This is a genomic window from uncultured Aquimarina sp., from assembly GCF_947492405.1.
Taxonomy (GTDB): domain Bacteria; phylum Bacteroidota; class Bacteroidia; order Flavobacteriales; family Flavobacteriaceae; genus Aquimarina.
Map to the genome: position 1 here is coordinate 361,227 of NZ_CANLMP010000005.1, position 26,846 is coordinate 388,072.

Sequence of the window (26,846 nt, forward strand, 5' to 3'; positions counted from 1 at the left end):
GGATGTTCTGAAAAGTATTATAAACTTATTTAACATTGAAACATTAGAAATCTAGCAAAAAAGAAGACTCATATGCTACTTTATCCATTACCTATTAGTTTTTACATACGTTAAATTACCTTTACCATGAAATTAATCGCTCCTATCCTATTCTCCATTTTGTTCTATACTAAATCCGTAGCACAAGAAGTAACTTTAAATGCAGACGGACCAGGCAACACCTATGAACTCATTAATAGCGTTTTTGCTCCAACTAGTGGAAATGTTATAGAAGCCCCAGGAGTTACAGGCAGTACTTGTGATAATCATTCTACATATTCTGGTACTGACGGAAATCGTCATATTGATGAGATATTTAATACCGATTTAGGAATCAATGTTTTTAGATTTATCATGCATGTCAATGAAGATATTGACCGAGATAAATGTTCTACCACAGATCGACAACGCAATGAAATAAAGACGTATGCTCCATCTCCAGATAATCTTAAAGGTGTAATAGGAGAAACTGTTCAATATAAATGGAAGTTTAAGATAGATGCTAATTTTCAACCTTCAGGAAGTTTTACTCATTTTCATCAGTTAAAATCTGTAGGAGCAGATTCCGCAGAAGAAAGTCAGCCATTAATTACTTTAACTGCCAGAAAAGGAAGTCCAGATAGATTAGAATTAAGATACGCTCCTACTACCTCACAATCTACTCTTACCTCAGTAAATCTTTCTTTATTAAGAGGAAATTGGGTAGAAGTTTTAGAAACAGTTACCTACGGCGAAACTAATAATGCGATCTATAATATTATTATTACTAACGTAAATACAGGAGCTGAAATATTGAATTATTCCTCATCTGAACTAAGAATGTGGAAAACAAATGCCGATTTTATTAGACCAAAATGGGGAATATACAGAAGTTTAAACTCTTCTTCTGATTTAAGAGACGAAGAAGTATTATATGCTAACTTTTCTGTAACTGAAAACTCTACCTTATCGGTGCCATCGATATCAGAAAAAGAACTGTTTACTGTATTCCCAAATCCTACAAAAGCATTTATTAACCTTAATTTACTAGAGAACATAAATGATTATGAAGTAATAATTATCAATGGATCTGGAAAATTGGTTAATAAATTAAATGGATTAAGAATAGATAATAAATTAGACATCAGCAACCTTTCTAATGGTCTATATTTTATAAAATTAGTAGATAAACTAACCAACACTTTTACGATAAAAAAAGTTATCAAAACGAATTAGTAAAAGCTTCAACCAAAATATTATGAGATCAGTGGTAATACTATTTACTTTTTTAGCACATTTTTCTATATATGCTCAGGTTACTCTTACTGCGGATGGTCCGGGAAACACCTATGAGCTTATTACTTCTAAGTTAGCGCCAGGATATAATCCAATAGAAGCTCCAGGAATGATGAGAGAAGACTGTGATAACCATCTTAATTATGGTAAACACATCAGTGAAGTTTTTGATAATGAACTGGCTAAGAATGTATTTAAATTTGTCATCCACGTTAAAGAAGACAATGACCGTTGCAAAACTTTTGATAGACAGCGTAACGAAATAAAAAGTTACAAATCATCCCCAGATAACCTAAAAGCTACGATCGGAGAAACTGTAGAATACAAATGGAAATTCAAACTAGATAAAAACTTTAAACCATCTAAGAACTTTACACACCTCCATCAATTGAAATCTGTAGGAGAAACCGAAAAAGCAAAACCTATTATCACCCTTACAGCTAGAAAAGGGAGTGTCGATAAATTAGAGCTTAGACATTCTAGCGGAAAAAATCAAAATACACTTAAAAAAGTAGATTTGGATTTATTAAGAGGGCATTGGGTAATGGTTACAGAAAAAGTTACTTATGGAAACGCGGGTAAAACTTCTTACAATATATCCATCACTAATGTAAAAACAGAAAATATTATTTTGGAATACCACAATAACACCCTACAAATATGGAATGCAGGTGCAGAATTCGTTAGGCCAAAATGGGGTATCTATAGAAGTTTAAAAAATACACAAAGTCTTAGAGATGAAGAAGTACTATTTGCAGATTTTTCTATCAGAGAAAGTAAATAATTGACTTTAGCGGAATTAATTATTTGTAAAAATAAATTTTCTATATTCTAAAGATCAAAAACTCTACTTAGATTAAATCCAAAGAAAAAATCACCATCTCCCCAATCTCCAGATCCTTGACCTAAAAAACCATTTTCAAACATGGGTTGCGCATTTGTAAAATGAACCTGAAATACATGCCCTCCTGTTTCTATATCAAAACCGATAGATAATGGGTTCTTAAAAGCAGAACTACTACTTCTATTAAAATGATATCCATAATCTAGATTAAGACTAAAACGTTTCGTTAATTTATAACGCCCTCCTACTCCCATAATAAACTGAGAATTATCCTGGTCATCAAACCTAACAAAATTTTCATGTAAATAAGAAGGTGCCAATTCTAGCGAAAGTCTTTTACTAACTTTTCTAGCTATCAAAACTTGAGTAACATATGATAATCTATTACTAAACTCTAATTTTGGTAATTGATCTTTCTCTAACCCTGTATTAATAGTTAACAAGTTGTATCCTACAATGGTTAAAGGAAATCCGCCTTTTTTCTGTCTAGCAATCCTATATTTAACATGTCCCCCATATGTTTTTTGGAACGAACTACGAGCAATACCCACATTTAAACCATCAGTTATACCATAGATAAACTTAAGCTGCGTAACTGCCTGATCTAATCCAAAAAAATCATCAATACCATTTTCTACACTACCAAAACGATGGGCAACTACAAAAAATAAACTTCTCTTATTAACTAATTTTGTGGATTCAAAATTTACAACCTTAAGTCCTTTAAAAGTAGATGTAACATAATTGTCTTCCTGAACATCAGACTCTAACTCGTCTAATAGATCATCTTGAGCTATTGTTATGTAAGGGATTAGAAATAAAACTAATAGAAATTTTCTCATGAAAGTGTTTTTAAAAATACTAATAAAGACAAATTATTTAATAATGGACGCTTGATCTAATTTAACCACTTCCAGAAGCTCATCATAACCGATACATCGCCCTTTTATGGTATATTTTGAATTTAAACTTGAATCAGAAATATTATGATTAGTATCAAAAGTACAGTATGCAGCATCATTAAGCATTAAAGAATTCGTTTCTATTTCTGTTAGCTCTCCTTGTACAATAATTGTCTTATTCAAATACTTTTTAGAAGTTACATCAGAATTTTCAGAAAACTCTTTTGCCAATTCGGTTGCATCCACTGTAAATTCTGCCTTCTCTCCTTGAATATCTCTATGAGATTGGTATACATATTTATATCCAACAAAAGCCGCAATTCCTAAAATTAAAATTACTATGAGTAGTTTTTTCATTGTGCCTTTTCCGTTTAAACTTGTTTTAAAAGTATGAAAATTATCGTCCTAATGAAACTTATTTTTGCATATCAATTAAATTTGATCTAATTTCTACCATTCAAAATTAAAATTCAAAAAGGAATTTATGAAAGTATATTTTTTTAAACTTTTGATTCTCTGCTTAGTTACAATAAGTATAAGTTGTGAAAATGATAGTGAAAATGATTTAATAGATGTGACACCGCCTGTTACACTTGTTACCTATGAAAACAATGTAAAAGCTATTATTGATAATAATTGTACTTCTTGTCACAATAATCCTCCAATTAACTTTGCTCCCATGCCACTTCTAACCTTTGATCAAGTAAAAGAAGCAGTAGACAATAGAGGATTGCTTGATAGAGTTTCTTCAGAAGATATAAATTTTTTAATGCCTTCTGGAGGGCCTAGACTACCACAAGCTACCATAGATATTATTTTACAATGGAATACCGATGGATTATTAGAACAATAAAACTACATACCTATGAAAAATTTCTTATTCTTTTTATTACTATTTGTTTCAGGATCTATTCTTGCTCAAGGAAAGTTTATTACCAAAAAAGGTACTATTAATTTTGAAGCTTCTGTACCGGCTTTTGAAGAGGTAAAAGCGAAAAACACAACGGTAACTGCTATTCTAAATACCGATAATGGAGAGTTCGCAGCTTTAGCTCTAATGAAAGGATTTCGTTTTAAAAATGCCTTAATGGAAGAGCATTTTAATGAAAACTATATTGAATCAGATGACTATCCTAAAGCAACTTTTAAAGGCAAGCTTGTAAATTTCGACAATACCAATATACAGAACGAATATACTATTAAAGGAACCTTATCATTACACGGAAAGTCAAAAGAAATTGAGGCAAAAGGTATTCTGAATAAAGATAGTGATGATACAATTTCAATTACTTCATCCTTTATAACCAAACCAGAAGAATTTGATATTAAGATTCCTAGTATCGTTAGTAAAAAGATAGCAGAAGATATTTCTGTATCATTAAATTTTGTTTTAAAAAAGAAATAATTTTTTCTAATTCTATTTTTTCAACCAGAAATATTCCTTTTTTAAATTCAATTTTTCCTTCTTAGTAAGTTTTAATTGAATATATATAGCACAACCTTGTTTATTAGCAGTAATAAACCTCGAATGTTAATTCATTCAAAATTTATCTAAGTATTAACTATATATCTAATCAACATTCATGTAATTATCCTTAAAATCAATATATTTAGATTCCAACACAATAATCATTAGTTAAAGAAGCATAACATTATTTTTAATATGATGTTCTAATTAAAACTCAACTCTCTGTGAAATCTCTTAAAACCTTGTTATATTTTTCTATTTTCAAATATCCCCTTTCAGCCGAAGAGATTTATTTGTTTTCGGCAGCTACGGATCAAAGTGAAATCAAAAACGAATTAGAATATCTCAAAAAAAAGGGGGTCATTTCTTCTGATAACAGTTACTATTTTCTTGACGGAAACTTACAATCTGTTTCTCGACGTATAGAAGGAAATAAAATGGCTAAATCTGTTATGCAAAAAGCAATAAAAAAAGGAACTTTAATTGCCAAGTTTCCTTATGTGAAAGCTGTGGGCATTTCTGGTGCTTTGTCTAAAAACTATCATGATAAAGATGGTGATGTTGATTTTTTTGTAATTACAAAATCCGAACGCTTATGGGTTGCAAGAACGCTACTAATGATTTATAAAAAAATATTCTTATTCAATTCCAGGAAATTCTTTTGTATTAATTACTTTATTTCAGAAAACTCCTTAGAGATATCCGAAAAGAATATATTCACAGCAACAGAGTTATTGACATTAATTCCTGTTTCTGGCGATTTTACTAATTTTTATGATCAAAATCAATGGGTCTCTGACTTTTTACCCAACTTAGAAATAGGTAAATCTTCTATTAAACAGGTAAAAAAAAGACCGTTGATTACCAAATTAATAGAATTACTATTAAATACGAAAATAGGTAATATTTTAGAGAATATTTTTTTTAAAATGACTTTAAAAAAATGGAATACAAAATTTCAAACCTTAAAAAAAGATGATTTTGATATAGCAATGAAATCAACTAATGATGTATCTAAGCACCATCCAAGAAATTTCCAAAAAAAGGTCATTGACAGGCTTAATAAAAGATATAATGAGTTTCAATTAAAGTACAATATAGAATTAGAAAAAGAGCATGCTTGATATTTTGTTTTCACATTCTTATTACTACCCCTTAGATCTTAAACAATGGAAGAATCAAACACCTTATCCTCCATTAGGAACTATTTATGCTGCTTCTTTAATGCGAGAAAAGGGTTTTACAGTTGATCTTTTTGACACCAATCTAAGAGATAACCCATATGATATTGAAAAAGAGATCATAAAGAAGAAACCAAAATTTTTGGTATTATATGATGATGGTTTCAACTACTTGACAAAAATGTGCCTTACCACCATGCGTGAAGCCGCTTTTGAAATGATGAGAATAGGAAAAAGCCATGATTGCACCATCATTGTTAACAGCTCTGATGCTACGGATCATTATCCAAAGTATTTATTCAATGGAGCTGATTATATCATTCAAGGAGAAGGAGAACTAGCTTTATTAGAGCTCATTTCTGCCCTTAAAAATGATCAACCTATAGAAAAAATCAAAAGTCTTGTCTATAAAAAAGATGAAAACACTGTTACCAATCCTAAACGGGAAGTTTTAAAAAATCTAGATGAATTACCAATCCCTGCCTGGGATCTGATAAATATTAATTCTTATAAAAAAATTTGGAACAATGGTGGTAAAGAATTCACCTTAAATCTTGCTACTACCAGAGGCTGTCCGTTTAAATGTAATTGGTGTGCTAAACCCATTTATGGTAATCGGTATAATACTCATTCTCCAGAATATATTGTAAAACATATACAATATTTACAGAAAAACTATAAGGTCGAACGTTTCTGGATGTGTGACGATATTTTTGGTTTGACTCCAGGATGGGTACAAGATTTTAATTTAGAACTAAAAAACACGAATACTACCCTAAAGTATTACATACAGAGTAGAGTAGATTTATTACTTAAAGAAGATACTATTGATGCTCTTGCAGAATCCGGTTTACAAGAAGTTTGGGTTGGAGCAGAAAGTGGTTCTCAATCGATCCTTGATGCTATGGATAAAGGAACCAAAGTAGAAGAAATATACAACGCTACCAGATTATTAAAAGAGAAAAATATACGAGTGGCATTTTTTATTCAATTTGGATATCTAGGAGAAACGAAAAGCGATATTGCCAAAACCATAAAAATGATTAAAGAATTAATTCCTGATGATTTAGGGATATCCGTATCATATCCACTTCCTGGCACTAAATTCTATGATAAGGTAAAAGATGATCTTCGGTTCAAAGCAAATTGGACAGACTCTGATGATTTAGCAATGATGTTTAAAAGCACCTATAATTCTAAATACTATAAAAAATTACATAGATACGTACATAAGGAATATAGAAAAAGTCAAGGAATACGATTCTTAAAGACAACTCTAAAGAACCCTTCCAAACTTTCTACTATTGCCTTAAAAAGAATATCGTATTTACTATATTATTTTCCCAGTGCATTTATGGATTCACAAATTTTAAAAAGGATGGAACATCTTAATGAATGAAAGTTTTGACATAGCAGCCATAACCTATGATAGTACTTTTACACATAGCAAAATTGGTAAACTCCAAAGAAATTTGGTTTATAATCACTTAACAGAAATACTACCATCTAATCAAGAGTTAGATATTCTAGAAATTAATTGTGGTACAGGTCATGATGCAATATGGTTAGCTAATCGAGGCCATCGTGTTATTGCAACAGATATATCCTTAGAAATGATTTCGATTGCTCGATCAAAATTACAACATAAAAATAGTGATCTAGAATTCCAGCAATTAGACATTAATAAACTAGAAGCTTTTGAGCCTGAACGTTCTTATGATCTAATATTTTCAGATTTTGGAGGATTAAATTGTCTTTCCCCAAATCAATTAAAACTTTTTTTTATTACTGCAGAGAAAAAGTTAAAACCAAACGGTAGGATCATTGGTGTTATTATGCCCAAACACTGCATTATAGAAAATAGTTATTTTGTAATGAAAGGAGATTTAAAAAAAGCCTTCAGAAGAAATACGAGTACCGTAGTAATGGCTAATGTCGATGGGACCGATGTCAGTACCTGGTATTATAATCCTAATAACATTAAAAAAATAGTTAAGAATGTATTCTCTGTAGATAAGGTAAATCCTATTGGTTTTTGTATTCCACCTTCCTATTTAGAACCTTTTTTCAAAAACAAATTAAGGTTCTTAAGAGTTTTAAAAAATCTCGATACACTGTTTAATCGTTTTTCATTTCTATCAAAATATAGTGATCATTATTTAATCTCCCTCATCAAAAAATGAGCATAATACTTACCCACGCATATTATCTAAGTACTGATCCTAAAGAACAAAGGATTATGAAGCCTTACCCACCTTTGGGACAACTTTATATTTCCGGGTATTTAAAGGAACAAGGATTAGAAAACTATGTTTTCGATACCACCTTTAGCTCTAAAAAAGAACAACTAAATTTTATAGCATCTAAAAAACCCGATGTAGTAGCTATATATGCCAATTTAATGACTAAAGTAGAGGTCATTAAACTTATCAAAGTTCTTAAAACAGAAGCTTCATATGGTTTTCCAAAAATAGTACTAGGAGGTCCTGATGTAACATACAATACCGAAAATTACCTAAGATCTGGTGCTCAATATATCGTAATTGGTGAAGGAGAAGAGACTTTATATGAGCTTCATCAAGCGATTAAAAACAAAACTGATATACGCGCTGTTTCGGGAATTGCTTATTTGGATAATAACAAAGTAGTAAAAACTACAGCAAGAATAAAAATGAAAGATTTATCGGTGCTTCCACTGCCAAACAGAGAAGCTATCGATATGCAAAAATATTTAGATACTTGGAAAAATAATCATGGGCAAAGCTCTATGACTATTAGTACGCAACGAGGTTGTCCTTACACCTGTAAATGGTGTAGTACTGCTGTTTATGGACAGAGTTATAGAAGAAGACCGGCTAATCTTGTAGCACAAGAATTAGCAATGCTTAAAAGAGTGTATAATCCCGATACAATTTGGTTTGTAGATGATGTATTTACAGTAAGTCATAAATGGTTAGCCGAATTCCATAAAGAAGTAATACAGCAAGATGCTGTTATCCCTTTCGAATGTATTACTCGAGCAGAACGTTTGAATGACGAAGTTTTACAACAGTTAAAAGAAGCTGGATGTTATCGGATATGGATTGGTGCAGAAAGTGGTTCACAAAAAATAGTGGATGCAATGGATAGACGAGTTAAAGTCGAAACGGTAAGGGAAGCTATTCAGAAAACCAATCAATTAGGTATCGAAACAGGAACTTTCATCATGGTAGGATATCCCGGTGAGGATGAAAAAGATATTGCCGAAACTATACATCATTTAAAAGTGGCTAATCCTACTCATTTTACAATCACTGTCGCATATCCTATTAAAGGTACTTCTCTGTATAATGAAATTGAAAACGATATTACCGTACAACCTGATTGGAATACCTCAACAGATAGAGATATCGATTTTAAACGGACTTACCATCGTAAATTCTATGATTTTGCTGTAAGAAGAATTGTTAATGAAGTAAACTATTTTAAAAACAGAAATAATATAACAGAAAAATTAAAATTAAAAGTAAAATCGATCGCCGCTTTACTACTAATGAAGTATTATAAATTGAGATAGACTCCTATGGGTAGTATTGACTCCACATTTTGGAATAAAAAAAATCTAATTTATTTCTTTATTACGTGTGTATTCTTTACGCTTAGTTTAATCGGGATATTACATCATGAATTGTGGTTAGATGAATCTCATCATTGGTTATTAGCTAGAGATAGTACATCGATAATAGATTTAATAGACAATACAAAATACGAAGGCCATCCAATACTATGGAATATGCTACTTTTCTTTATTAGTAAGTTCTCCTTAAATCCATTTTGGATGCAATTGCTTCACATAATTATATCTTCTATATTAGTTCTTGTATTTCTTACAAAATCTCCTTTTACATTACTATTCAAAGTATTATTCATTTTTGGTTATTTTATATTCTTTGAATATACTTTGTTAAGTAGAAATTATAATTTAGGAATACTTTTCCTGTTTCTTGCCCTTAGTATTTATAGATATCGTAAAGAAAAGATTCTACTTTTTTCAATACTTCTTGCAATAGCTAGCAATACGCACGCCATTTTTGTTATAATCACAACTTGTATAATGTTTATTGTATGCCTAGAATATATCAAAAAAACCAAACCATATATTTCTACTAAAATGATATTTGGTGTATCTATTTTTGCCATTGGTATCCTTTTAGCAATTATTCAAATTATACCTCCTTCTGATACTTCTTTTTTTGAAAGAGCTGAAGATTTTTCTTTATTTCAAAAGGTTACTAGAAGTTTTATCACCTTTTTTAAAGGAATTTTCACCATTCCAGACTTCAGGACAATACATTTTTGGAATTCTCATTTCATTGTAAATATTAGTAAACCCTTGTCATCGGTTTTGGGAATACTCAGTATTTTTTTTCCTCTATTTATTTTTTATAAAAACAAAATGACCTTGTTATACGTGTACCTAGGGATTTTAGGCACTTCTCTATTCTTTTTTATTACCCAATTATCGGCACCAAGATATTTTGGTTTGAACTTTTTATTTATAATTACAGGATTATGGATGGAAAATGATTATCCATTAAAAAAAAACATATTTAACTCTTGGTTTTCATTACTAACACATAAGAAAATAAAGAATATTCTTATTTATAGTATCCTGATAATCCAAATGTTTTCGGGAATTGTATCTTACAGTTTTGATCTTCTTCTACCCTTCTCTAGCTCCAAACAAACCGTAGAGTTTTTACAAGAATCAAAACTTACTGATAAAATAGTAATTACACAATGGTGCGAAGGAACACCCTTAAGCAGTTATCTTGAGACTCCTCTATTTTTCACAAATACGAATAGTTTTCAAAGTTATTGTACTTGGAATAGAGGAAACTCTACTATTTCTAACTCTAAAACTGAATTAGTTAATTCTTTAGAAAACATCATAAATAATGCAGGTCAAAGTGCTATTTTTATATCAATTGCGGCAATACCGATAGAAGAATATAAAGCAATTAGCAATAATTTGAAATATAAATTCCTAAAAAGTTTTACTAAAAATATAGTTTCAAAAGAAAGTTATTATATATATGAAATATCAAAAATATAAACATCCTATTTCGTTTACTCTAATAACGATTACATTATTAATTTTAGTAGTTTCTTGCAGCTCTTCTGCCAAGAACCAAAAAATTAATTTAAAATGGAATAAATCTTATCCTTCTGACACATTCACCAAAAATGTGATAGCTCTAAAATGGTGTTTATCCTTTCTAGGTTCAGATTTAGCATCTGATAGTATTACAAAAGGTATCTCTACCGATAACCAAAAGATTATTTCTCTAAATCTAAACCAACTTAAATTTAATAAGAACGCTTCTAGATATCTACAAAAACTGAACTCTAAACTAAAAAAAACAGAAGAATATCAAAACAACAATTCTATTGATCTAGGAAGATATATAGCACTTACCATTGGTAGTTCTTATCATTACTACAGAATCGTTAATATCCCTAATAAATTAGAAGATTACAATTCTTTATATGTTTTTGATTCTATTAATGGTTATATCGATAATTCTAGCGTATCTCTGGTAGATCGGATAATTTCATACTCAAAATCTAATCCCCAGAAAGAACAAGCTTATATATCTGCAGAAATCGATTCTATCACTAAAGAGATATTTGAATATGAAACAGTAGAGGTTATGAATAATGGACAACTAAAGTTTGGTATCTATGACCGTAATGGAAATCTAAAGGATGCCGCTGATAATCAAATTACCAGGGCAGGAAAACCAGCAAAATGTATCTGGTGTCATGAAACTAGTATACAGCCCGTATTTAGAAAACAAAAGGATCACGATGGTTATCTTTCCTTCCAAAAATTACAAGACACTCTAGACCACTACAATAAACAGCTTAGATCATATCAAGACAGTATATGGCAGGATAAGGAAATAAGAAATAAAAGATTACATACCGAAATGGAAGTATCTTACATAGCATTTATGGAGCCTTCTGCAGAACACTTATCTAATGAATGGGGAATGACTATTGAAGAAATACAAACAAAATTACATAAACTTGAAACCCATAGACATCACGAATTTGATTTTTTGGGTGACTTATATCATAGAAAAGAGATAGATGCTTTAGCTCCTTGGAAAACACTGGAGGTTCCAGAAAACATTAGAGAAAAATCACCTAATGAGATCAATTACATAAATTAACATGCTGAATTTTAAAAAAATAGCAATTATTCTTCCCGCATATACCATGAAAAGAAGGCTACAAAAAACATATAATGATATTCCCTTTGATATTATGAATGATGTTATTTTCGATAATAAAATGTTAGTAGGACTTTGTTTCTATAATCGTTGTTTAGGAAAGGTTTTATATCCTACTAAATACTTTAGGAAAACTTCTTTTATAAATTTCAAAAGAAGCGTTAAATATGGATTCATTATGGTTAGAGTTTCGATTGTATACTTTTTACATCAAGATAAAATAACAAAATCGAATTTATATAGGTAATGAGGGTTTTAGACAAACATAAATTCTGGATGTATATATTACCATTTATAATATTTGGGATCTATTACTTAATTAAATCTTACTGGTTCTTACCACACGATTTTGCAAACTATTATTTTGGTGCTTATTTTCTAGATCGTGGACTTTTTTCTCCAGTCATATATGACCCGATCTGGTTTAATCAACATATATTCGAGATTCAAAAAAACGTTTTTGCGAGTTACGCTCCAAATACTCCTTTCTTAGCAATGTTCTTCTGGCCTTTTACTTTAGTCAGCTTTAGCACAGCTAAACTTGTCTTTAACATTACTAGTCTTCTTTTATTTATTTACGCTTTACGGAATTTATTCAATGAATATAAGATTCCATATATCCATTACCTTACCATTCTTTTATTGTTTTTTTTTCCTATTAAAAACAACATCCTATTTGGACAAGTTTATTTATTGCTTTTCTTTTTGATTTCTGAAGGATTTTTAGCTTACAAAAAAAATAATTATTATAAAATGGGAGGATTATGGGGATTAGCCATTCTTTTAAAAATCTTTCCAATTATACTTTTTGCTTTCTTACTCTTTAGAAAAAAAATCAAAGGACTTATTGTTCTTGCATTTTGTTCTCTTGGGTTTTTAGGAATTTCCATTTATCTAAATGGTATTGATTCTTGGATGTTTTTCTTCGAAAACATATTACCAAAAGCAACTAAAGGTGAAATATCTGGAGAATTCATTAAAAACTATCAATCTATTTTAATGTTTTTAAAACACATCTTCGTGTATCATCAGACGAAAAACCCTTTTCCATTAATTGATAATTCATATTATTATCATTTTTTTCTTTTATTATCTAAAATCATTCTAGTAGGATACGGACTATACTTTAGTTACAAAAAAAAACAAGCTATACAAGGATTCTCTTATTGGATACTAGCCACTTATCTACTATCACCTTACGGAAGTAATTATAGTAGTCTTCTACTAATATTTATAGTAATAATGGTGTTTTCCGACACTTTCGATTTTAGAAATAAAAACAATATTGGTATCCTTTTGTTACTATTTCTAATTAGCAACCTTCCTATAAAATATTTTTTCGACTTCCCTTTACCCTTATCTTTTTTTAAACTATTTCTATTTATAAGTTTATGGCTAGTTCTAATCTTAGAGAAACATATATCGTATAAATTACATCTAACCATAGGTAGCATTAGTATTATAGTAAGTTTACTTGTCACTTCTTTATCACATAAAAAGCCTGCTATGCTAACTAAGACTAACATGTTGTTTGAAGATCAGCAACAATCAATTATTTATGATTATACTATCAAAAATGGATATCTAGTATATAAATATTGGTCTGAAAAAGGAAGTCAGACAAAAAAAACGGATTACAAGATAACATCAATTAACTATAATGATATTTATTTAAAAGATAACAATGTTTATTATTTAGATAAACAAATAACAGATGATACAGCCCATAAGTTGAAACCAGCTATTGTAAATGGAAATACATTAATTTATCTTTCAGATTATCAAAGAGGATTTGGTTTTTACAATTTTCATAAAACATTGATCAATAATTAAATAATAAACATGTTGAAATTTTATAAAATTTTGATCAGAATTAAAAAGGTAATTCCTAGAGGGTATGAAAATATTTCTGTGCGATTTTTTATACTTTCATTTATCCTTCTGGTTCTAGATATTTTTTCTGTATTTCTGTTAATCCCTTTAATAATTTCATTGTTAGATCAGGACAGTTCTTTTAACTTTTTACCTTTCGAAATTTTAGGGAAAAACAGGTTATTACTAGCAGGCATAGTAATAGCTTTCTTTTTAATAAAAAATTATGTCGCTATTGTAATAAATAAGTTTCAGACGAAAACAGCCTATGATTTAGGATCTGTATACTCCTTATCACTATCAAAGCACTATATACTAGGTAATTATAGCACATTTAAACAACAAAAAAAATCTACTATCATAAAGGATATCATTTTTGTAGCCAATGACTTTGTTGGAAATGTTCTATTATCTGTGAATATAATTATTTCAGAAGTAACACTATTATTAATTCTTGGTATAATCGGAGTGTTTTATAACTACACCATCACGATTCTAATCATTATCATATTGGGGATTATTGTTTTCATTTATAAAAGACATAATCAGAAAGATATTGATAAAATTAATGAAACCCGTTCCTCTGATTTTGATAACAATATTAGTAATCTGACGAATTTACTAAATGGATATTTATCTATAAAGTCTTCTGGTTTAATAGCTCATTTTTTAGAAAAATTTAATGTTTCAAACAAAAAACTAAATCGAAGTTATGCCATCTTACAATCCAAAAGATTGAATAGTTCCAGGCAAACTGAAATCATATTAGTTTTCTTAGTTTGTTTCATTTTTATTTCAATAAATACTTTTTCTTTAAGAGGAGTAACTCCTATCGTTTTTTTATCAGTTTTTGCTTCATTACTTTTTAAATCAATTCCATCCGTAAATCGTTTAAACGTAGCTTTTACTAACTTAAAATCTAATATTTATACGTTAGATATTATTGAAAAAAGAACAATAGAAAATACAAAAACAGAAGTATCAAAGCCTCCTATTTCTTTTGATAATAGAATTATACTAAAGGATATTTCTTTTTCTTATAACAATGAAAAAGAAATATTAAAAAATATTAATCTTACTATAGACAAAGGGCAATTTATTGCAATATCCGGAGCTTCAGGGATTGGAAAAACTACTTTATTAAATATTATAGCTAAACTAATTAATCCTACAGCTGGTGAAATTTTTGTTGACAATACCAAAATCACAGAAGAGAACAAGTATGACTTCTTTGATCTTTTTACTTATCTAACACAACGTCCATTTATTTATGAAGGTAGTATTCTTGATAATTTAATTTTATCCAAAAAAACATACGATATCCAAAAGATACAGAAGCTGCTAAAGGTTTTCAAGATCGACAAAGTCATAGAACAGTTTCCTGACCAACTAGAAACCTATATTGGATCCGATGGAACGAATCTATCTGGTGGTCAGCTCCAACGAATATGTATTATTCGAGCAATCCTTAATAAACCTGAAATTTTAATTTTAGATGAAGCAACAAATAATTTAGATAAAGAAACAGAAGTTGAAGTTTTAAAATTTCTTAAGTCTTTTGCGATTGAAAACAAAACCACCGTTATTTTAGTTTCGCACCACATAAAGAATATGATAAATATATATGACAAAATTGTAGAATTAAATAACAACTAATGAAATTTAGTATTATCACCATAACACACAATAGAGCACATCTGATAACAGATACTATTTCTAGTGTATTGAAGCAAAGTTATGAGGATTATGAGCACATCATTATTGATGATGGCTCTACAGATAACACAAATCTTATCATTAAAAACTTTAAAGATGATAGATTAATATATCATAAATACAAAAAAAGTAAACATAGAAGTTTTTTAAGAAATGAAGGGATTAGAAAATCATCTGGTGATATTATCTGCATACTAGACTCTGATGATATCTGGGAAGAAAATAAGTTATCTCAGCTATTTAGTATATTTAATCAAGAAAAGCATATCAATTTCATTTTCCATAATGTAAGTATACTAAGAGCAAACAAAACTCGCATCTCCAATATTTATTCATTTAAAAAAGACTTTTTCCAAAATATCCTTAAAAAAATATTACACAATAAAGTATTACCTTATCCTTTTTATAGCTTTAAAAAATCCATACTATCAGAAATAGATCTATATGATGAAAATATGATCGATGGACAGCACGATTTTTTCCTAAGAGCTGCAGCAAAATATCCTTTTTATTACTGTTCTCAGATTTTATCTTATAAAATAGAACATGACAACAATTTATCTAAAAACCTCAGAGTATCTGCATTAACAAACTATATAATTACTTTAAAAAAATTGTTTGAGAGTAGCGCAATAACAAAAAATCAATACAAGAAGTATAAAGGTGAAGTATACTTTAAAATAGCCCGGTTTTTTATAAAAGAAAAAGATCATAAAAAGACAACAGAATTTTTAGATAAAACATCAGAATTGACCTCATGGTATAATAAACGTTTTCTAAAAACACAAATACTTAGACTTAATCAAAAATTCATTATCAATGAATGATATTAATTATGATAAAAAAATAGATTTTAAGTGATTCAAATAATTAAAAAAATTAAGCACTTATTCAGTTTACATCGATATAAGAATAAGAAGTTTTATGCTAAACTTATTCACCCAAATGATATGTGTTTTGATATTGGAGCAAATAAAGGAGTTAAAAGTGAACTTTTTTTATCTCTGGGAGCTAAGGTAGTAGCTTTTGAACCTCAATCAATATGTCATACTTATCTTGACAAGATTGTGCATCATAATTTTCAATATCACAAATATGCAGTAGGAAGTATTAATGAAACTAAAGAACTAAGACTAGGAAGTCATATTGAAGTAGCAACGTTTTCCAATAAATTTATTGACTATTTTAGTAACGACTCACTAAGCTGGAATCAGTCGGAAAAAGTTACAGTAAAAAAAATAGATTGGCTTATTGAGACCTATGGAATTCCTAATTATTGTAAAATAGATGTAGAAGGATATGAATTAGAAATTCTTTCTAATTTAACTTATATTATACCATTAATTGAGTTTGAATTTACAGGAGGTTTTATTTTAGATACTATAGAAATCATAAAACTATTGGATAAATCTAATACAATATATAACTTCAATTTAAATGAAAAACCAAAATTTGAACTTAATAAATGGGTATCTAAAGATGAAATGATTTCAGTTTTTAAAGAACTTTCTATTGATCGCCTACACGGTAATATTTTTGTAAAAAATTTATGAATAATAAAATCATCATATTCAACCCAAGGAGTGCTAACGCAAAACATAGAATACCTAACTCCATTCTGCAAGTAGGAGCTTCTATTTATGGAAAACACGATTTTGTGTTTATAGATGGAAATCTAGAAAAAGATCCTTGGAAAAAAATTAAAAGTTATTTTGATACCGGAGCATTTAAATACTTCTGTTCTACTGTAATGCCTGGTCCTCAGTTAAGACAAGCTATTCCTTTTACAAAAAAAGTTAAAGAGGAATTCCCAGGAAGTATAACCATTTGGGGAGGTTATTTTGCATCTAATCAGTATAAAGTAAGTATCCAATCTAACTTTGTTGATTATATTGTTAATGGTCCTGGAGATGTTGCTTTTCCTTCCTTAATGAATGCTTTAGAAAACAATGATCATTTAAAAATTAATGATATAAAAAACCTTATTTACTTAGATAATGATGGAAAAATTATACAAACAAAAAAAGAAAAATTATTAGATCAGGATTCATTACCTCCATTACCTTATCAACATTTAAACAAGTTTTATGACTTAAAACATTATCTAAGTAAGACTTTTCTTGGTGAACGAACATTTTCGTATCATTCTAGTCTTGGTTGTCCATTTACTTGCTCTTTCTGCGCTGTGGTCCCCATATATGAAGGACGTTGGAAAGCAAAATCCGCACAAACAGTATATAACGATGTAAAATACTTTAAAGATACTTATGGAGTTGACGCCATAGAATTTCATGACAATAATTTTTTCACTTCCAGAAAACGAGTTGTCGAGTTTTCTAAACTAATAATGAATGACGGCATTACATGGTGGGGAGAAGGAAGAATCGACACTATAAATAAATATAGCGACGAAGATTTAATCACTATGAAAAATGCAGGGTGTAAAATGATATTCCTTGGAGCAGAAACTGGAAATGATGATATATTAAAGCAAATGAATAAAGGTGGTACACAAACTGGCCAAACCATAAAAGATTTTGCTAAGAGATTAGCTCCGATTGGCATCATTCCTGAGTTTTCTTTTGTATTAGGAATGCCTGCTGATTCTCCTAAAAAGGTAATGGATCAAATTAATTGGGATATTCAATTTATTAGAGAAATCAAAGAATTAAACCCTAATTCAGAAATTATTATCTATCTGTACAGTCCTGTAGCTACTGAAGGTTCTGAATTATATGATCAAATTCAGAAAGCAGGTTTTAGTTTTCCAAAAAAATTAGAAGACTGGTTAAATCCTGAATGGGAAAACTTCGATCTCCGTAAAAATCCATTAACACCCTGGCTAAGACCCGAAATGGTAGACAAAATTAAAAATTTCGAAACTGTCCTAAATGGATATTATCCTACAGCATCCGATTTTAGAATTAAAGGTGTAAAGAAAAAAATACTACGTACAGTGGCTAGTATTAGATATCGAAGTGAAATTTATCACTATCCATATGAAATAAAAGCAATGCATAAAATATGGAAATATCGACAGCCAGAAATACAAGGATTTTATTCTGAATAAGTGAGACGTTTTCTAAAAAAAATAACACATCCATTTTTAAAATTAGGTTTAAAATTATTCTATTTAAAACCTAGAAAATACACGTATGACAAAATTGAGGTAAAAGTACATCCAGATGTGTTCCCTCCTCACCTAACACTTAGTACAAAAGTTCTACTTGATTTTATCAAACCAATGAACCTAAAAAATAAGATTTTTCTAGAACTTGGCTGCGGTTCTGGTATTATTTCGTTATTTGCTTCAAAAAAAGGAGCTATTGTTACATCAACTGATATTAACCAAACAGCATTACAATATTTAAAAAAAGCTTCTGAAAATAATAATTTAAAAGTTGAATTAGTTTTATCGGATTTATTTGATAATTTAAAAAATAGAACTTTTGAATATATTATCATAAACCCTCCGTATTACCCCAAAAAACCTAAAAACATTAAAGAACAAGCTTGGTTTTGTGGGGAGAATTTCGAATACTTCGAAAAATTATTTGAGCAACTTTCTACCCATATTGCAAAATCTTATTGCACCTATATGATTCTGTCCGAAGATTGTAATATTCAATATATAAAAAGTATAGCATTAACATCAAATCATACTTTTGAAACTGTTTTAGAAAAAAAGATATTTGGAGAAACCAATTATATTTTTAAAATCAATACCAATAAAAAAATACAACAATAAACCAGCGCTATTTCATTCAAAATCTCAATGATTTCTTCTTCTCAAAATCTTCTTTAGTGATCGATTTGCCATTGATCGTGGTGGTATCCCAATCCTGCGTTATTTTCCATTGATCATTCATCTTTTTGAGTACAATATGAAATTGTCCATAAATATATTGAGTAGCACCATCTGCAGTAATTTCTATCTCATAAAAACCAACCTCATACGAAGTATCTTCATTAGTATGTCTACTATCGAACCAGAAATCTAGCTTTATTTGTGTATTACTTTCTTTAGAGGCTTTTAGACGTTCTACATTCTTAGTTTTAAACACATTCTTCGTATCAATACCCTCTGGTGTAACACGTAATACTTCATCTGCATATATAGCATTTAATGATACTGCATCCAGAGTTTCATACGCTTTCTGAAAGGGTGACCAAACCGTTTGATCAATGTGTTTTTGGATTTCTAAACTGTTCACTTGTCCGATCATAACGGAACTAAAGAATATAAAAACAGGAATGAAAATTCTAATCATAATATATGTATTGGTAAAAGTATAAAGTTAAAACTTTCTTTAGTTTTAAGACATAATTATTAATAAACAAAAAATCCCGCTATAACAGCGGGATTTAAAATTATATATATTGTTATAATTATTTACTCAAGTACATCTTACGTCTTGAATAAAGATCATAAAACTGATCATCTTTAAGATCATCAATGAATAAAATACTTTCTCCTGTACTCTTCATCTCTGGTCCAAGTTTCTTATTTACATTCGGGAATTTATTAAAAGAAAATACAGGTTGCTTGATAGCATATCCATCTAAATGTGGTTTGAAGTCAAAATCCGTAACCTTTTTCTCTCCTAACATTACCTTAGTAGCATAATTTACATAAGGTTCTCCATAAGCCTTAGCTATAAATGGAACCGTTCTAGAAGCTCTTGGGTTTGCTTCTATAATATACACAGTATCATCTTTGATTGCGAACTGTATATTAATTAATCCAACAGTATTTAATGCTAAAGCAATTTTATGTGTATGATCTTTGATTTGCTGCATTACAAATTCTCCAAGATTAAATGGTGGTAAGGTAGCATTAGAATCGCCAGAGTGAATTCCACAAGGCTCTATATGTTCCATGATACCAATGATGTAAACATTCTCTCCATCGCAAATTGCATCTGCTTCAGCTTCAATAGCCCCATCCAAATAATGATCAAGCAACAATTTATTATTCGGTATTTTACGAAGCAAATCAACTACATGTTCTTCTAATTCCTGCTTATTGATCACAATTTTCATTCCTTGTCCTCCCAATACATATGATGGGCGTACCAAAATCGGAAAATCTAATCGGTCCGCAACCTCTAATGCCTCATCAGCTGTTTCTGCAATATCAAACTCTGGATAAGGAATATTGTTTTCTTTTAACAATGTAGAGAAACTTCCTCTATCTTCAGCAAGATCTAAGGATTGAAATGTTGTACCTATGATCTTAATTCCGTAACGATCTAGCTTTTCCGCTAGTTTCAAGGCAGTTTGTCCTCCTAACTGAACGATTACACCTTCTGGTTTTTCATGACGAATAATATCGTAGATGTGCTCCCAGAATACTGGTTCGAAATATAATTTATCAGCTGTATCGAAATCTGTAGAAACTGTTTCAGGGTTACAATTAATCATAATCGTTTCATAACCACACTCGGCAGATGCTAAAACTCCGTGAACACAACAGTAATCAAATTCAATTCCTTGTCCGATTCGATTAGGTCCAGAACCTAAAACCACAATTTTCTTTTTATCTGTTACCACACTTTCGTTAGCTACGATAACTTCTCCATCTGCAGTTTGCGTCTCCGCCTCGAAAGTAGAATAGAAATATGGTGTTTGCGCTTTAAACTCAGCCGCACAAGTATCTACCAACTTATACACCCTATTAATTCCTAATTCATCTCTTTTGTTGTACACTTCACTTTCATAACAACCAAGCATATGAGCAATTTGTCTATCTGCAAATCCTTTTTGCTTAGCTTCCAGAATTAAATCTTTAGTTAATGACTGAATTGTATATGTAGAAATTTCTTTTTCTAATAAATGTAATTCTTCATACTGCTTTAAGAACCACATATCAATTTTAGTAATCTCGTGAATCCTACTCAATGGAATCCCCATTTGGATTGCATCATAGATCACAAAAACACGATCCCAACTAGCATTGGTAAGTTTCTCTATAATTTGATCATAATTTTTATACCCTTTTCCATCTGCTCCGAGACCGTTTCTTTTTATTTCTAAAGATTGTGTGGCCTTGTGCAAAGCTTCTTGAAAAGAACGTCCGATTCCCATTACTTCTCCAACCGCCTTCATCTGCAGTCCAAGTGTTCGATCAGATCCTTCGAATTTATCAAAATTCCATCGTGGTATTTTTACAATTACATAATCTAAAGTAGGTTCGAATAACGCAGAAGTAGATTTTGTAATTTGATTATCTAACTCATCTAGAGTATAACCGATCGCTAATTTCGCTGCTATTTTTGCAATAGGATATCCTGTTGCTTTGGACGCTAGTGCTGAAGAACGAGAAACACGCGGATTAATTTCAATAGCTATAATATCTTCTTTTTCATCAGGACTAACTGCAAACTGTACATTACAACCTCCAGCAAAATCTCCAATACTCCGCATCATATGTATTGCCATATCACGCATACGCTGATATGTTTTATCGCTAAGAGTCATTGCTGGTGCAACAGTAATAGAATCACCTGTATGAATCCCCATAGGATCCATATTCTCAATCGCACAAATAATTACTACATTATCATTAGCATCTCTTAATAATTCTAATTCATACTCCTTCCAACCGATTAATGCTTTATCAATCATTACCTCATGAATTGGTGAAATCTCCAAACCACGAGTTAATAATTCATCAAATTTTTCTTCTTGATATACAATCGATGCTCCATCACCACCCAATGTATAAGATGCTCTAATAACCAAAGGAAAACCAAACTCTTGCGCAATCTCTTTTCCTTTTAAATAAGATCCTGCGGTTTCTTGTGGTGCCATTCCGATACCTATTTTAAGCATCAACTCTCTAAACTGCTCACGATCTTCGGTAATATTAATAGCGTCAATATCTACACCTATAATTTCTACATCAAAATCTTTCCAAATTCCTTTTTCATCAGCCTCTATACAAAGGTTTAATGCAGTTTGTCCTCCCATAGTAGGCAATACGGCATCAATCTGCGGATGCTCTTTAAGGATTTCGATAATAGATTTAGTATTCAATGGTTTCAGGTATACATGATCCGCCATTGAAGGATCCGTCATAATGGTTGCCGGGTTAGAATTGATTAGTATGGTTTCTATCCCATCTTCTCTTAAAGAACGTAAAGCTTGTGATCCTGAGTAATCAAACTCACATGCCTGACCTATGATAATTGGTCCTGATCCGATGATCAATATACTTTTGAGTTTTTCGTTTTTTGGCATTTTGGTGTTGGTATTGAAGTATTAAAAATATTTTTAGGAATCGACTAGATACAAAAAAAGGCGTTACTCCTAAAAGTAACACCTTAATATTTTCATTGCACTAGAATCATTAGTGCTTATGTCTTAGTTCAGAAGAAACAGATAACTTTTTTCTACCTTTAGCTCTTCTACGAGCAAGGACCTTTCTACCATTAGCAGAAGCCATACGCTCTCTAAAACCGTGTTTGTTTTTTCTCTTTCTCTTCGATGGTTGAAACGTTCTTTTCATTGCTATCTATCTTTATAACTCTTCTTGAAATATCTTTTTTAAAACTAATGGGATGTCATCCCAAAACTGCGGGCAAATATACAAAGAGTTTTTACTTTCACAAACCTAAATATCAAAATATTTTTAATTGTTTTTATTACCTTTGCCGCGACAAAAAATATAACACATTTCATGTATAATAAAAATATTAAATTAGTAATCGCAGCATTAATTGTTGGAACGGCTATTTGGCAGATGATAGAAGGATATATTGGCAACGGAATAATGCTAATTTTACTTGCTTCAATTTTTGTCTTTTTATATTTTAAAAATGAATTAATTCTTCTTTCATTCTTAAGATTGCGTAAACAAGATTTTGCCGGAGCCAAGAAATGGTTAGATAAAATTAAAAATCCAGAAACTGCTCTTACAACTAAACAACACGGTTATTATAACTACCTGTTGGGTATCATGCTTTCTCAGACTAATATCACACAGGCAGAAAAATACCTCAAGAAAGCTATCAAATTAGGATTATCTATGAATCAGGATCTCGCAGTGGCTAAACTCAATCTTGCAGGGATCGCAATGACTAAAAGAAGAAAAAGAGAGGCACAAAATCTCCTGACAGAAGCTAAGAAACTAGATAAGCATGGCATGTTAAAGGAACAGATTACCATGATGAAACAGCAAATGAAAAAGATTTAGGCACACTAATTGTACCTATAATTACGTTATCTAGTAGTTCAAAGGGAAAATAAGTCTAATGCTAAACAAGCAAAAAAAATGGTTTTACCTAGCTAAAACTGTTATTTTTAAAGACTTTATAGTACTTTAGCTACCGTAATAAAGTTGTAATGAAGAAAATATTAATTCTAGGAATACTCTTTTTATATTTTGGAAGTACTTATGCGCAGTTGGAAAGAAAGATTCCTTTTTCTGTAGCTGTTGCGGCTCATATTAAAAAATACAACCTAAAAAGCAATGAAGCATATAAGGATCAAGATCTTGAGTATGCACAATTTTTGTTTGATTCGCTTGTTCAGAATCACTTTGTAGGTACTTATATGGACGATTTTAAAATGAGTCCTATGAAAGGAGAACCAATTTCTTTTAAAGAAATTGAAAAACCTATATTTCTAATTACATATGCCACTTGGTGTGTTCCAGGTATAGGAGAAATACCTGCTTTAAACGACTTATCAGATAAGTTTCATGATCAGATTGATTTTATTGTCTTGTTTTGGGATACAAAAGAAAGACTTAAAGAAAAAGTTGGTGAATATAGCGAGAATATTCAGTTACTATATGTAAACGAAAAAACCAATCAAAATTCTTATATCATTAATAATTTAAAACATTCTCTTGGTTTTCCTATGATGTATTTTATGGATAGTGATAAAAAATTATTAGACATTCGTAAAATTGTGACACATCACTCTAGCGAAACACTAAGCAACTCATATACGATTCATTATAACTCTTTATCTAAAGGAGTTTCTCTCTTGATTGCCGACTTAGATGCTAAAGGTGAATTAACTGCTTCTGAAAAAGAAAAGAAAAAAGAAACTAAAGAGAGAGATTCACGTTCTCAAGAAGAACGAGACATTGATGAAGAATATGAACGTTATCGAAGAGAAAAAGACTCGTTGAATAATAATAGAAACTAATTTTCAAATTCCTACGGTTTGAAAAATCTAATCCTCTTCCTAATACCTGGATATATATTTAGTTACCAAATAGACTATAAATCATATTATTACAACTTAAAGGATTTTCAAGAACCTAAAATATACGAGTACAAAAGAAGTAATAAAAATTCTTTAGACACTGAATATTGGAAAATAATTTCCGACACTATAAATAAAGAATTAATCACTGAAACTTTTAATTCGGGTTTTAAACAAATTGAATATTTTAAAGAAAAATTTGATGAATCTGGCGCAAAGATGCTAGAATTCTTACTTCTTGAAGATTCCTCCTCTACTAAAGTTTCTAAACCAATTGAACAAAATGTATACTTATGGAACAATCCTGGACCCTATAAATATTCCACTAAATACGATTCCAGATATGGCGAAGTATATTTTGAAAAAACCAGAACTTATCAAGGTCTCGAAAAAATCAAAATATTAGATAAGACTTATAACGCGATCAAACTAAAGGGTGAGTATGTTTTTAAAATTAAAGATCAAAATCAAACATTTACATACTATCAATACAGTTATTATATAAAAGATATTGGTTTTGTTAAGTATAAAAGAGTTTTTGAGGATCACTCCGAGACAGAACTGTATTTATATCACATTCACACCGAAGAAGAGTGGAATAATCTAAAAAATTAGTTTACTTATTTCCCAAAAATCATTTTCAAGGCAACTAATAAAAGAATCCCGCCGAAAATCTTTTTTAAAGTTGCTTGATTAACAGAAATTGCAAACTTACTTCCTAGATAACCACCTAAAATAAAGGTAATTGCTATTATCGCTGCAAATTTCAGGTTCACGTGACCTTCTTTATAATAATTAAATGCTGCTAATAATGTAACCGGAATGGAGAGTACTGCAAGACTAGTACCTTGCGCTTGATGCTGTGTAAAACCAACCCATAAAATCAGTAGTGGTATCATTACAACGCTCCCACCAATTCCCATAGTTCCACTTAAAAAGCCTGCTAAAAGACCTATTATTACTAGTGAAATAATTGTCATTGTATCCATACCACAATTTTACAATAATTGTAGTTACGGCGCTATAAAAGATGGAATTAATTTATCCGAATACTAATTACTATTGACCTACTCCAGTTTTATAATATCCTTCTCTAGGAATCTTAATCAAATACTCCTTGCCTGTTGCATTGTTAAGGTTTGTTTCTCTTAACCAAGGATTGTGAAGTTTTAAAATCTTATAATTGATATTATACTTAGCTGCAAATTCATTAAAGTCAGTAATAGGTTCATCCACTAAAACATTAAATGTTGGGATATACTCATACAAATCCTCTTTGGTAAAGTTAAAACCATATTTTTTAGGATTGCTAAGAATTTCTTTTACTGCTGTAATTCTAAACACATATCTCCCTGTTTCTTGCCCTAACAAAAGGTCATAATAGGTAGTTGCATTCTGTCTCTTTAATTGCTTATTAATACCTGCTGGACCTGCGTTATACGCAGCAGCAGCCAATGTCCAACTACCAAAACGTTTCTTTGCATTCTTTAAATATTTACAAGCAACTCTAGTTGATTTTTCAATATGGTATCTTTCATCCACATTATTATTTACTTCCAGACCATATTCTTTTCCTGTGTTCTTTAATATTTGCCAGAAACCAGTAGCTCTTGCAGGAGAAACCGCCTGAGTCAAACTACTTTCTATAACAGCTAGATATTTAAAATCATCAGGAACTCCTTCTTCTTTAAGTATAGGCTCTATGATAGGAAAATATTTATTAGCTCTTTTAAAAAGCAATAATCCATTAGATTGCCAATATGTATTAACCAATAACTCTCTATCCATTCGTTCACGGATATCCGGATTTTCTACGGGAACCAACTCTCCAGCAAAATTTATATTATCTGGCATTGGTACTGCGTAGACATTGTAGTCATTAATTAACTTTTCTTCTAAAAGCTCTTGTGCAATTGGTTTCTGAGGTTCTTCTTGTGTTGCATTCACTAATATACCAAAGGTAAATAGTACTCCTAAAAAAACTAAAACTTTTCTTATCATCTTCATCTTATAAGTAGATTTTATTGGGGAATAATTTCTATGTTTCCAAAA

General features: G+C 30.2%; 26 protein-coding genes. 19 read left to right on the forward strand and 7 right to left on the reverse strand.

Translation table 11 applies throughout. The features are described 5' to 3' along the window. Positions 1-126: 126 nt before the first annotated feature. A complete protein-coding gene (locus Q0829_RS18885) occupies positions 127-1,254 on the forward strand; it encodes a T9SS type A sorting domain-containing protein (RefSeq protein ID WP_298546023.1) in 1,128 nt (375 codons plus the stop codon). Positions 1,255-1,276: 22 nt separating this feature from the next. Further along, entirely contained in the window at positions 1,277-2,098 is an 822-nt protein-coding gene (locus Q0829_RS18890; RefSeq protein ID WP_298546024.1) for a heparin lyase I family protein, read from the forward strand. A 47-nt stretch (positions 2,099-2,145) separates the two neighbouring features. Here Q0829_RS18890 and Q0829_RS18895 read toward each other — a convergent pair whose 3' ends face one another. Together Q0829_RS18895 and Q0829_RS18900 are read right to left on the reverse strand one after the other, a co-directional pair. Beyond that, complete coding sequence (locus Q0829_RS18895) at positions 2,146-3,000, reverse strand: DUF5777 family beta-barrel protein (RefSeq protein ID WP_298546026.1); 855 nt, start codon at positions 2,998-3,000, stop codon at positions 2,146-2,148. A 33-nt stretch (positions 3,001-3,033) separates the two neighbouring features. Further along, positions 3,034-3,417: a hypothetical protein gene (locus tag Q0829_RS18900; protein ID WP_298546028.1), complete on the reverse strand. Its 384-nt coding sequence runs from the start codon at positions 3,415-3,417 to the stop codon at positions 3,034-3,036. 127 nt (positions 3,418-3,544) lie between these two features. On the opposite strand from Q0829_RS18900, the gene Q0829_RS18905 reads away from it, so the two are divergent. The 14 genes from Q0829_RS18905 (at position 3,545) to Q0829_RS18970 (ending at position 19,323) form a co-directional block, all read left to right on the forward strand. Then, a complete protein-coding gene (locus tag Q0829_RS18905) occupies positions 3,545-3,913 on the forward strand; it encodes a hypothetical protein (RefSeq protein WP_298546029.1) in 369 nt (122 codons plus the stop codon). A 12-nt stretch (positions 3,914-3,925) separates the two neighbouring features. After that, entirely contained in the window at positions 3,926-4,465 is a 540-nt protein-coding gene (locus Q0829_RS18910; RefSeq protein WP_298546030.1) for a YceI family protein, read from the forward strand. Positions 4,466-4,752: 287 nt separating this feature from the next. Continuing rightward, positions 4,753-5,652, forward strand: a complete 900-nt coding sequence (locus Q0829_RS18915) for a nucleotidyltransferase domain-containing protein (protein WP_298546032.1) — start codon at positions 4,753-4,755, stop codon at positions 5,650-5,652. Then, complete coding sequence (locus Q0829_RS18920) at positions 5,645-7,108, forward strand: radical SAM protein (RefSeq protein WP_298546033.1); 1,464 nt, start codon at positions 5,645-5,647, stop codon at positions 7,106-7,108. Before Q0829_RS18915 ends, Q0829_RS18920 begins: the two co-directional genes overlap by 8 nt. Continuing rightward, complete coding sequence (locus Q0829_RS18925) at positions 7,101-7,892, forward strand: class I SAM-dependent methyltransferase (protein ID WP_298546034.1); 792 nt, start codon at positions 7,101-7,103, stop codon at positions 7,890-7,892. The genes Q0829_RS18920 and Q0829_RS18925 overlap by 8 nt, the downstream gene beginning before the upstream one ends. Further along, positions 7,889-9,265: a radical SAM protein gene (locus Q0829_RS18930; protein WP_298546036.1), complete on the forward strand. Its 1,377-nt coding sequence runs from the start codon at positions 7,889-7,891 to the stop codon at positions 9,263-9,265. Before Q0829_RS18925 ends, Q0829_RS18930 begins: the two co-directional genes overlap by 4 nt. A gap of 6 nt (positions 9,266-9,271) precedes the next feature. Beyond that, on the forward strand, positions 9,272-10,804 hold the full coding sequence (locus tag Q0829_RS18935) for a hypothetical protein (protein WP_298546038.1): 1,533 nt from the start codon (positions 9,272-9,274) through the stop codon (positions 10,802-10,804). Beyond that, a complete protein-coding gene (locus Q0829_RS18940; protein WP_298546040.1) occupies positions 10,785-11,927 on the forward strand; it encodes a hypothetical protein in 1,143 nt (380 codons plus the stop codon). Before Q0829_RS18935 ends, Q0829_RS18940 begins: the two co-directional genes overlap by 20 nt. A 336-nt stretch (positions 11,928-12,263) precedes the next feature. Continuing rightward, complete coding sequence (locus Q0829_RS18945) at positions 12,264-13,820, forward strand: glycosyltransferase family 87 protein (protein ID WP_298546042.1); 1,557 nt, start codon at positions 12,264-12,266, stop codon at positions 13,818-13,820. Positions 13,821-13,850: 30 nt separating this feature from the next. Continuing rightward, complete coding sequence (locus tag Q0829_RS18950; RefSeq protein ID WP_298546043.1) at positions 13,851-15,515, forward strand: ABC transporter ATP-binding protein; 1,665 nt, start codon at positions 13,851-13,853, stop codon at positions 15,513-15,515. After that, entirely contained in the window at positions 15,515-16,402 is an 888-nt protein-coding gene (locus Q0829_RS18955) for a glycosyltransferase (protein WP_298546044.1), read from the forward strand. The genes Q0829_RS18950 and Q0829_RS18955 overlap by 1 nt, the downstream gene beginning before the upstream one ends. A 30-nt stretch (positions 16,403-16,432) precedes the next feature. Continuing rightward, entirely contained in the window at positions 16,433-17,128 is a 696-nt protein-coding gene (locus tag Q0829_RS18960) for an FkbM family methyltransferase (protein ID WP_298546046.1), read from the forward strand. Continuing rightward, positions 17,125-18,645 (forward strand): radical SAM protein, encoded by a 1,521-nt coding sequence (locus tag Q0829_RS18965; protein ID WP_298546048.1) that lies wholly within the window; start codon positions 17,125-17,127, stop codon positions 18,643-18,645. Before Q0829_RS18960 ends, Q0829_RS18965 begins: the two co-directional genes overlap by 4 nt. Continuing rightward, complete coding sequence (locus tag Q0829_RS18970) at positions 18,646-19,323, forward strand: methyltransferase (protein ID WP_298546050.1); 678 nt, start codon at positions 18,646-18,648, stop codon at positions 19,321-19,323. A 16-nt stretch (positions 19,324-19,339) separates the two neighbouring features. On the opposite strand, the gene Q0829_RS18975 is transcribed toward Q0829_RS18970, so the two are convergent. The 3 genes from Q0829_RS18975 to rpmH form a co-directional block, all read right to left on the reverse strand. Beyond that, positions 19,340-19,846, reverse strand: a complete 507-nt coding sequence (locus Q0829_RS18975; RefSeq protein WP_298546052.1) for a nuclear transport factor 2 family protein — start codon at positions 19,844-19,846, stop codon at positions 19,340-19,342. A 118-nt stretch (positions 19,847-19,964) separates the two neighbouring features. After that, positions 19,965-22,817 carry a carbamoyl-phosphate synthase large subunit gene (gene carB, locus Q0829_RS18980; protein ID WP_298546053.1) on the reverse strand — a complete coding sequence of 951 codons (2,853 nt, stop codon included), beginning with the start codon at positions 22,815-22,817 and terminating at the stop codon, positions 19,965-19,967. A gap of 109 nt (positions 22,818-22,926) precedes the next feature. Continuing rightward, positions 22,927-23,085 carry a 50S ribosomal protein L34 gene (gene rpmH, locus Q0829_RS18985; protein WP_081414554.1) on the reverse strand — a complete coding sequence of 53 codons (159 nt, stop codon included), beginning with the start codon at positions 23,083-23,085 and terminating at the stop codon, positions 22,927-22,929. 171 nt (positions 23,086-23,256) lie between these two features. Between rpmH and Q0829_RS18990 the strand changes: the two genes are divergently transcribed. From Q0829_RS18990 to Q0829_RS19000, 3 genes are all read left to right on the forward strand, one after another. Beyond that, complete coding sequence (locus Q0829_RS18990) at positions 23,257-23,772, forward strand: DUF2892 domain-containing protein (protein ID WP_118457170.1); 516 nt, start codon at positions 23,257-23,259, stop codon at positions 23,770-23,772. A 149-nt stretch (positions 23,773-23,921) separates the two neighbouring features. Then, positions 23,922-24,734, forward strand: a complete 813-nt coding sequence (locus Q0829_RS18995) for a redoxin domain-containing protein (protein WP_298546055.1) — start codon at positions 23,922-23,924, stop codon at positions 24,732-24,734. 18 nt (positions 24,735-24,752) lie between these two features. Next, positions 24,753-25,409: a hypothetical protein gene (locus Q0829_RS19000; RefSeq protein WP_298546057.1), complete on the forward strand. Its 657-nt coding sequence runs from the start codon at positions 24,753-24,755 to the stop codon at positions 25,407-25,409. Positions 25,410-25,414: 5 nt separating this feature from the next. Here Q0829_RS19000 and Q0829_RS19005 read toward each other — a convergent pair whose 3' ends face one another. Next, complete coding sequence (locus tag Q0829_RS19005; protein ID WP_298546058.1) at positions 25,415-25,783, reverse strand: sulfite exporter TauE/SafE family protein; 369 nt, start codon at positions 25,781-25,783, stop codon at positions 25,415-25,417. 70 nt (positions 25,784-25,853) lie between these two features. Beyond that, complete coding sequence (locus Q0829_RS19010) at positions 25,854-26,801, reverse strand: lytic transglycosylase domain-containing protein (protein WP_298546060.1); 948 nt, start codon at positions 26,799-26,801, stop codon at positions 25,854-25,856. Positions 26,802-26,846: the final 45 nt, after the last annotated feature.

Excerpts from the sequence above, each read along its gene's own strand:
- Q0829_RS18910 (WP_298546030.1), top strand. The coding sequence starts at position 3,926 with ATGAAAAATTTCTTATTCTTTTTATTACTATTTGTTTCAGGATCTATT.
- Q0829_RS18920 (WP_298546033.1), top strand. The coding sequence starts at position 5,645 with ATGCTTGATATTTTGTTTTCACATTCTTATTACTACCCCTTAGATCTT.
- Q0829_RS18935 (WP_298546038.1), top strand. The coding sequence starts at position 9,272 with ATGGGTAGTATTGACTCCACATTTTGGAATAAAAAAAATCTAATTTAT.
- Q0829_RS18885 (WP_298546023.1), top strand. The coding sequence starts at position 127 with ATGAAATTAATCGCTCCTATCCTATTCTCCATTTTGTTCTATACTAAA.
- Q0829_RS18925 (WP_298546034.1), top strand. The coding sequence starts at position 7,101 with ATGAATGAAAGTTTTGACATAGCAGCCATAACCTATGATAGTACTTTT.
- Q0829_RS18965 (WP_298546048.1), top strand. The coding sequence starts at position 17,125 with ATGAATAATAAAATCATCATATTCAACCCAAGGAGTGCTAACGCAAAA.
- Q0829_RS18945 (WP_298546042.1), top strand. The coding sequence starts at position 12,264 with ATGTATATATTACCATTTATAATATTTGGGATCTATTACTTAATTAAA.
- Q0829_RS18990 (WP_118457170.1), top strand. The coding sequence starts at position 23,257 with ATGTATAATAAAAATATTAAATTAGTAATCGCAGCATTAATTGTTGGA.
- Q0829_RS18995 (WP_298546055.1), top strand. The coding sequence starts at position 23,922 with ATGAAGAAAATATTAATTCTAGGAATACTCTTTTTATATTTTGGAAGT.
- rpmH (WP_081414554.1), bottom strand. The coding sequence starts at position 23,085 with ATGAAAAGAACGTTTCAACCATCGAAGAGAAAGAGAAAAAACAAACAC.
- Q0829_RS18955 (WP_298546044.1), top strand. The coding sequence starts at position 15,515 with ATGAAATTTAGTATTATCACCATAACACACAATAGAGCACATCTGATA.
- Q0829_RS18905 (WP_298546029.1), top strand. The coding sequence starts at position 3,545 with ATGAAAGTATATTTTTTTAAACTTTTGATTCTCTGCTTAGTTACAATA.
- Q0829_RS19010 (WP_298546060.1), bottom strand. The coding sequence starts at position 26,801 with ATGAAGATGATAAGAAAAGTTTTAGTTTTTTTAGGAGTACTATTTACC.
- carB (WP_298546053.1), bottom strand. The coding sequence starts at position 22,817 with ATGCCAAAAAACGAAAAACTCAAAAGTATATTGATCATCGGATCAGGA.
- Q0829_RS18900 (WP_298546028.1), bottom strand. The coding sequence starts at position 3,417 with ATGAAAAAACTACTCATAGTAATTTTAATTTTAGGAATTGCGGCTTTT.
- Q0829_RS18895 (WP_298546026.1), bottom strand. The coding sequence starts at position 3,000 with ATGAGAAAATTTCTATTAGTTTTATTTCTAATCCCTTACATAACAATA.
- Q0829_RS18940 (WP_298546040.1), top strand. The coding sequence starts at position 10,785 with ATGAAATATCAAAAATATAAACATCCTATTTCGTTTACTCTAATAACG.
- Q0829_RS18930 (WP_298546036.1), top strand. The coding sequence starts at position 7,889 with ATGAGCATAATACTTACCCACGCATATTATCTAAGTACTGATCCTAAA.
- Q0829_RS18975 (WP_298546052.1), bottom strand. The coding sequence starts at position 19,846 with ATGATTAGAATTTTCATTCCTGTTTTTATATTCTTTAGTTCCGTTATG.
- Q0829_RS18890 (WP_298546024.1), top strand. The coding sequence starts at position 1,277 with ATGAGATCAGTGGTAATACTATTTACTTTTTTAGCACATTTTTCTATA.
- Q0829_RS19005 (WP_298546058.1), bottom strand. The coding sequence starts at position 25,783 with ATGGATACAATGACAATTATTTCACTAGTAATAATAGGTCTTTTAGCA.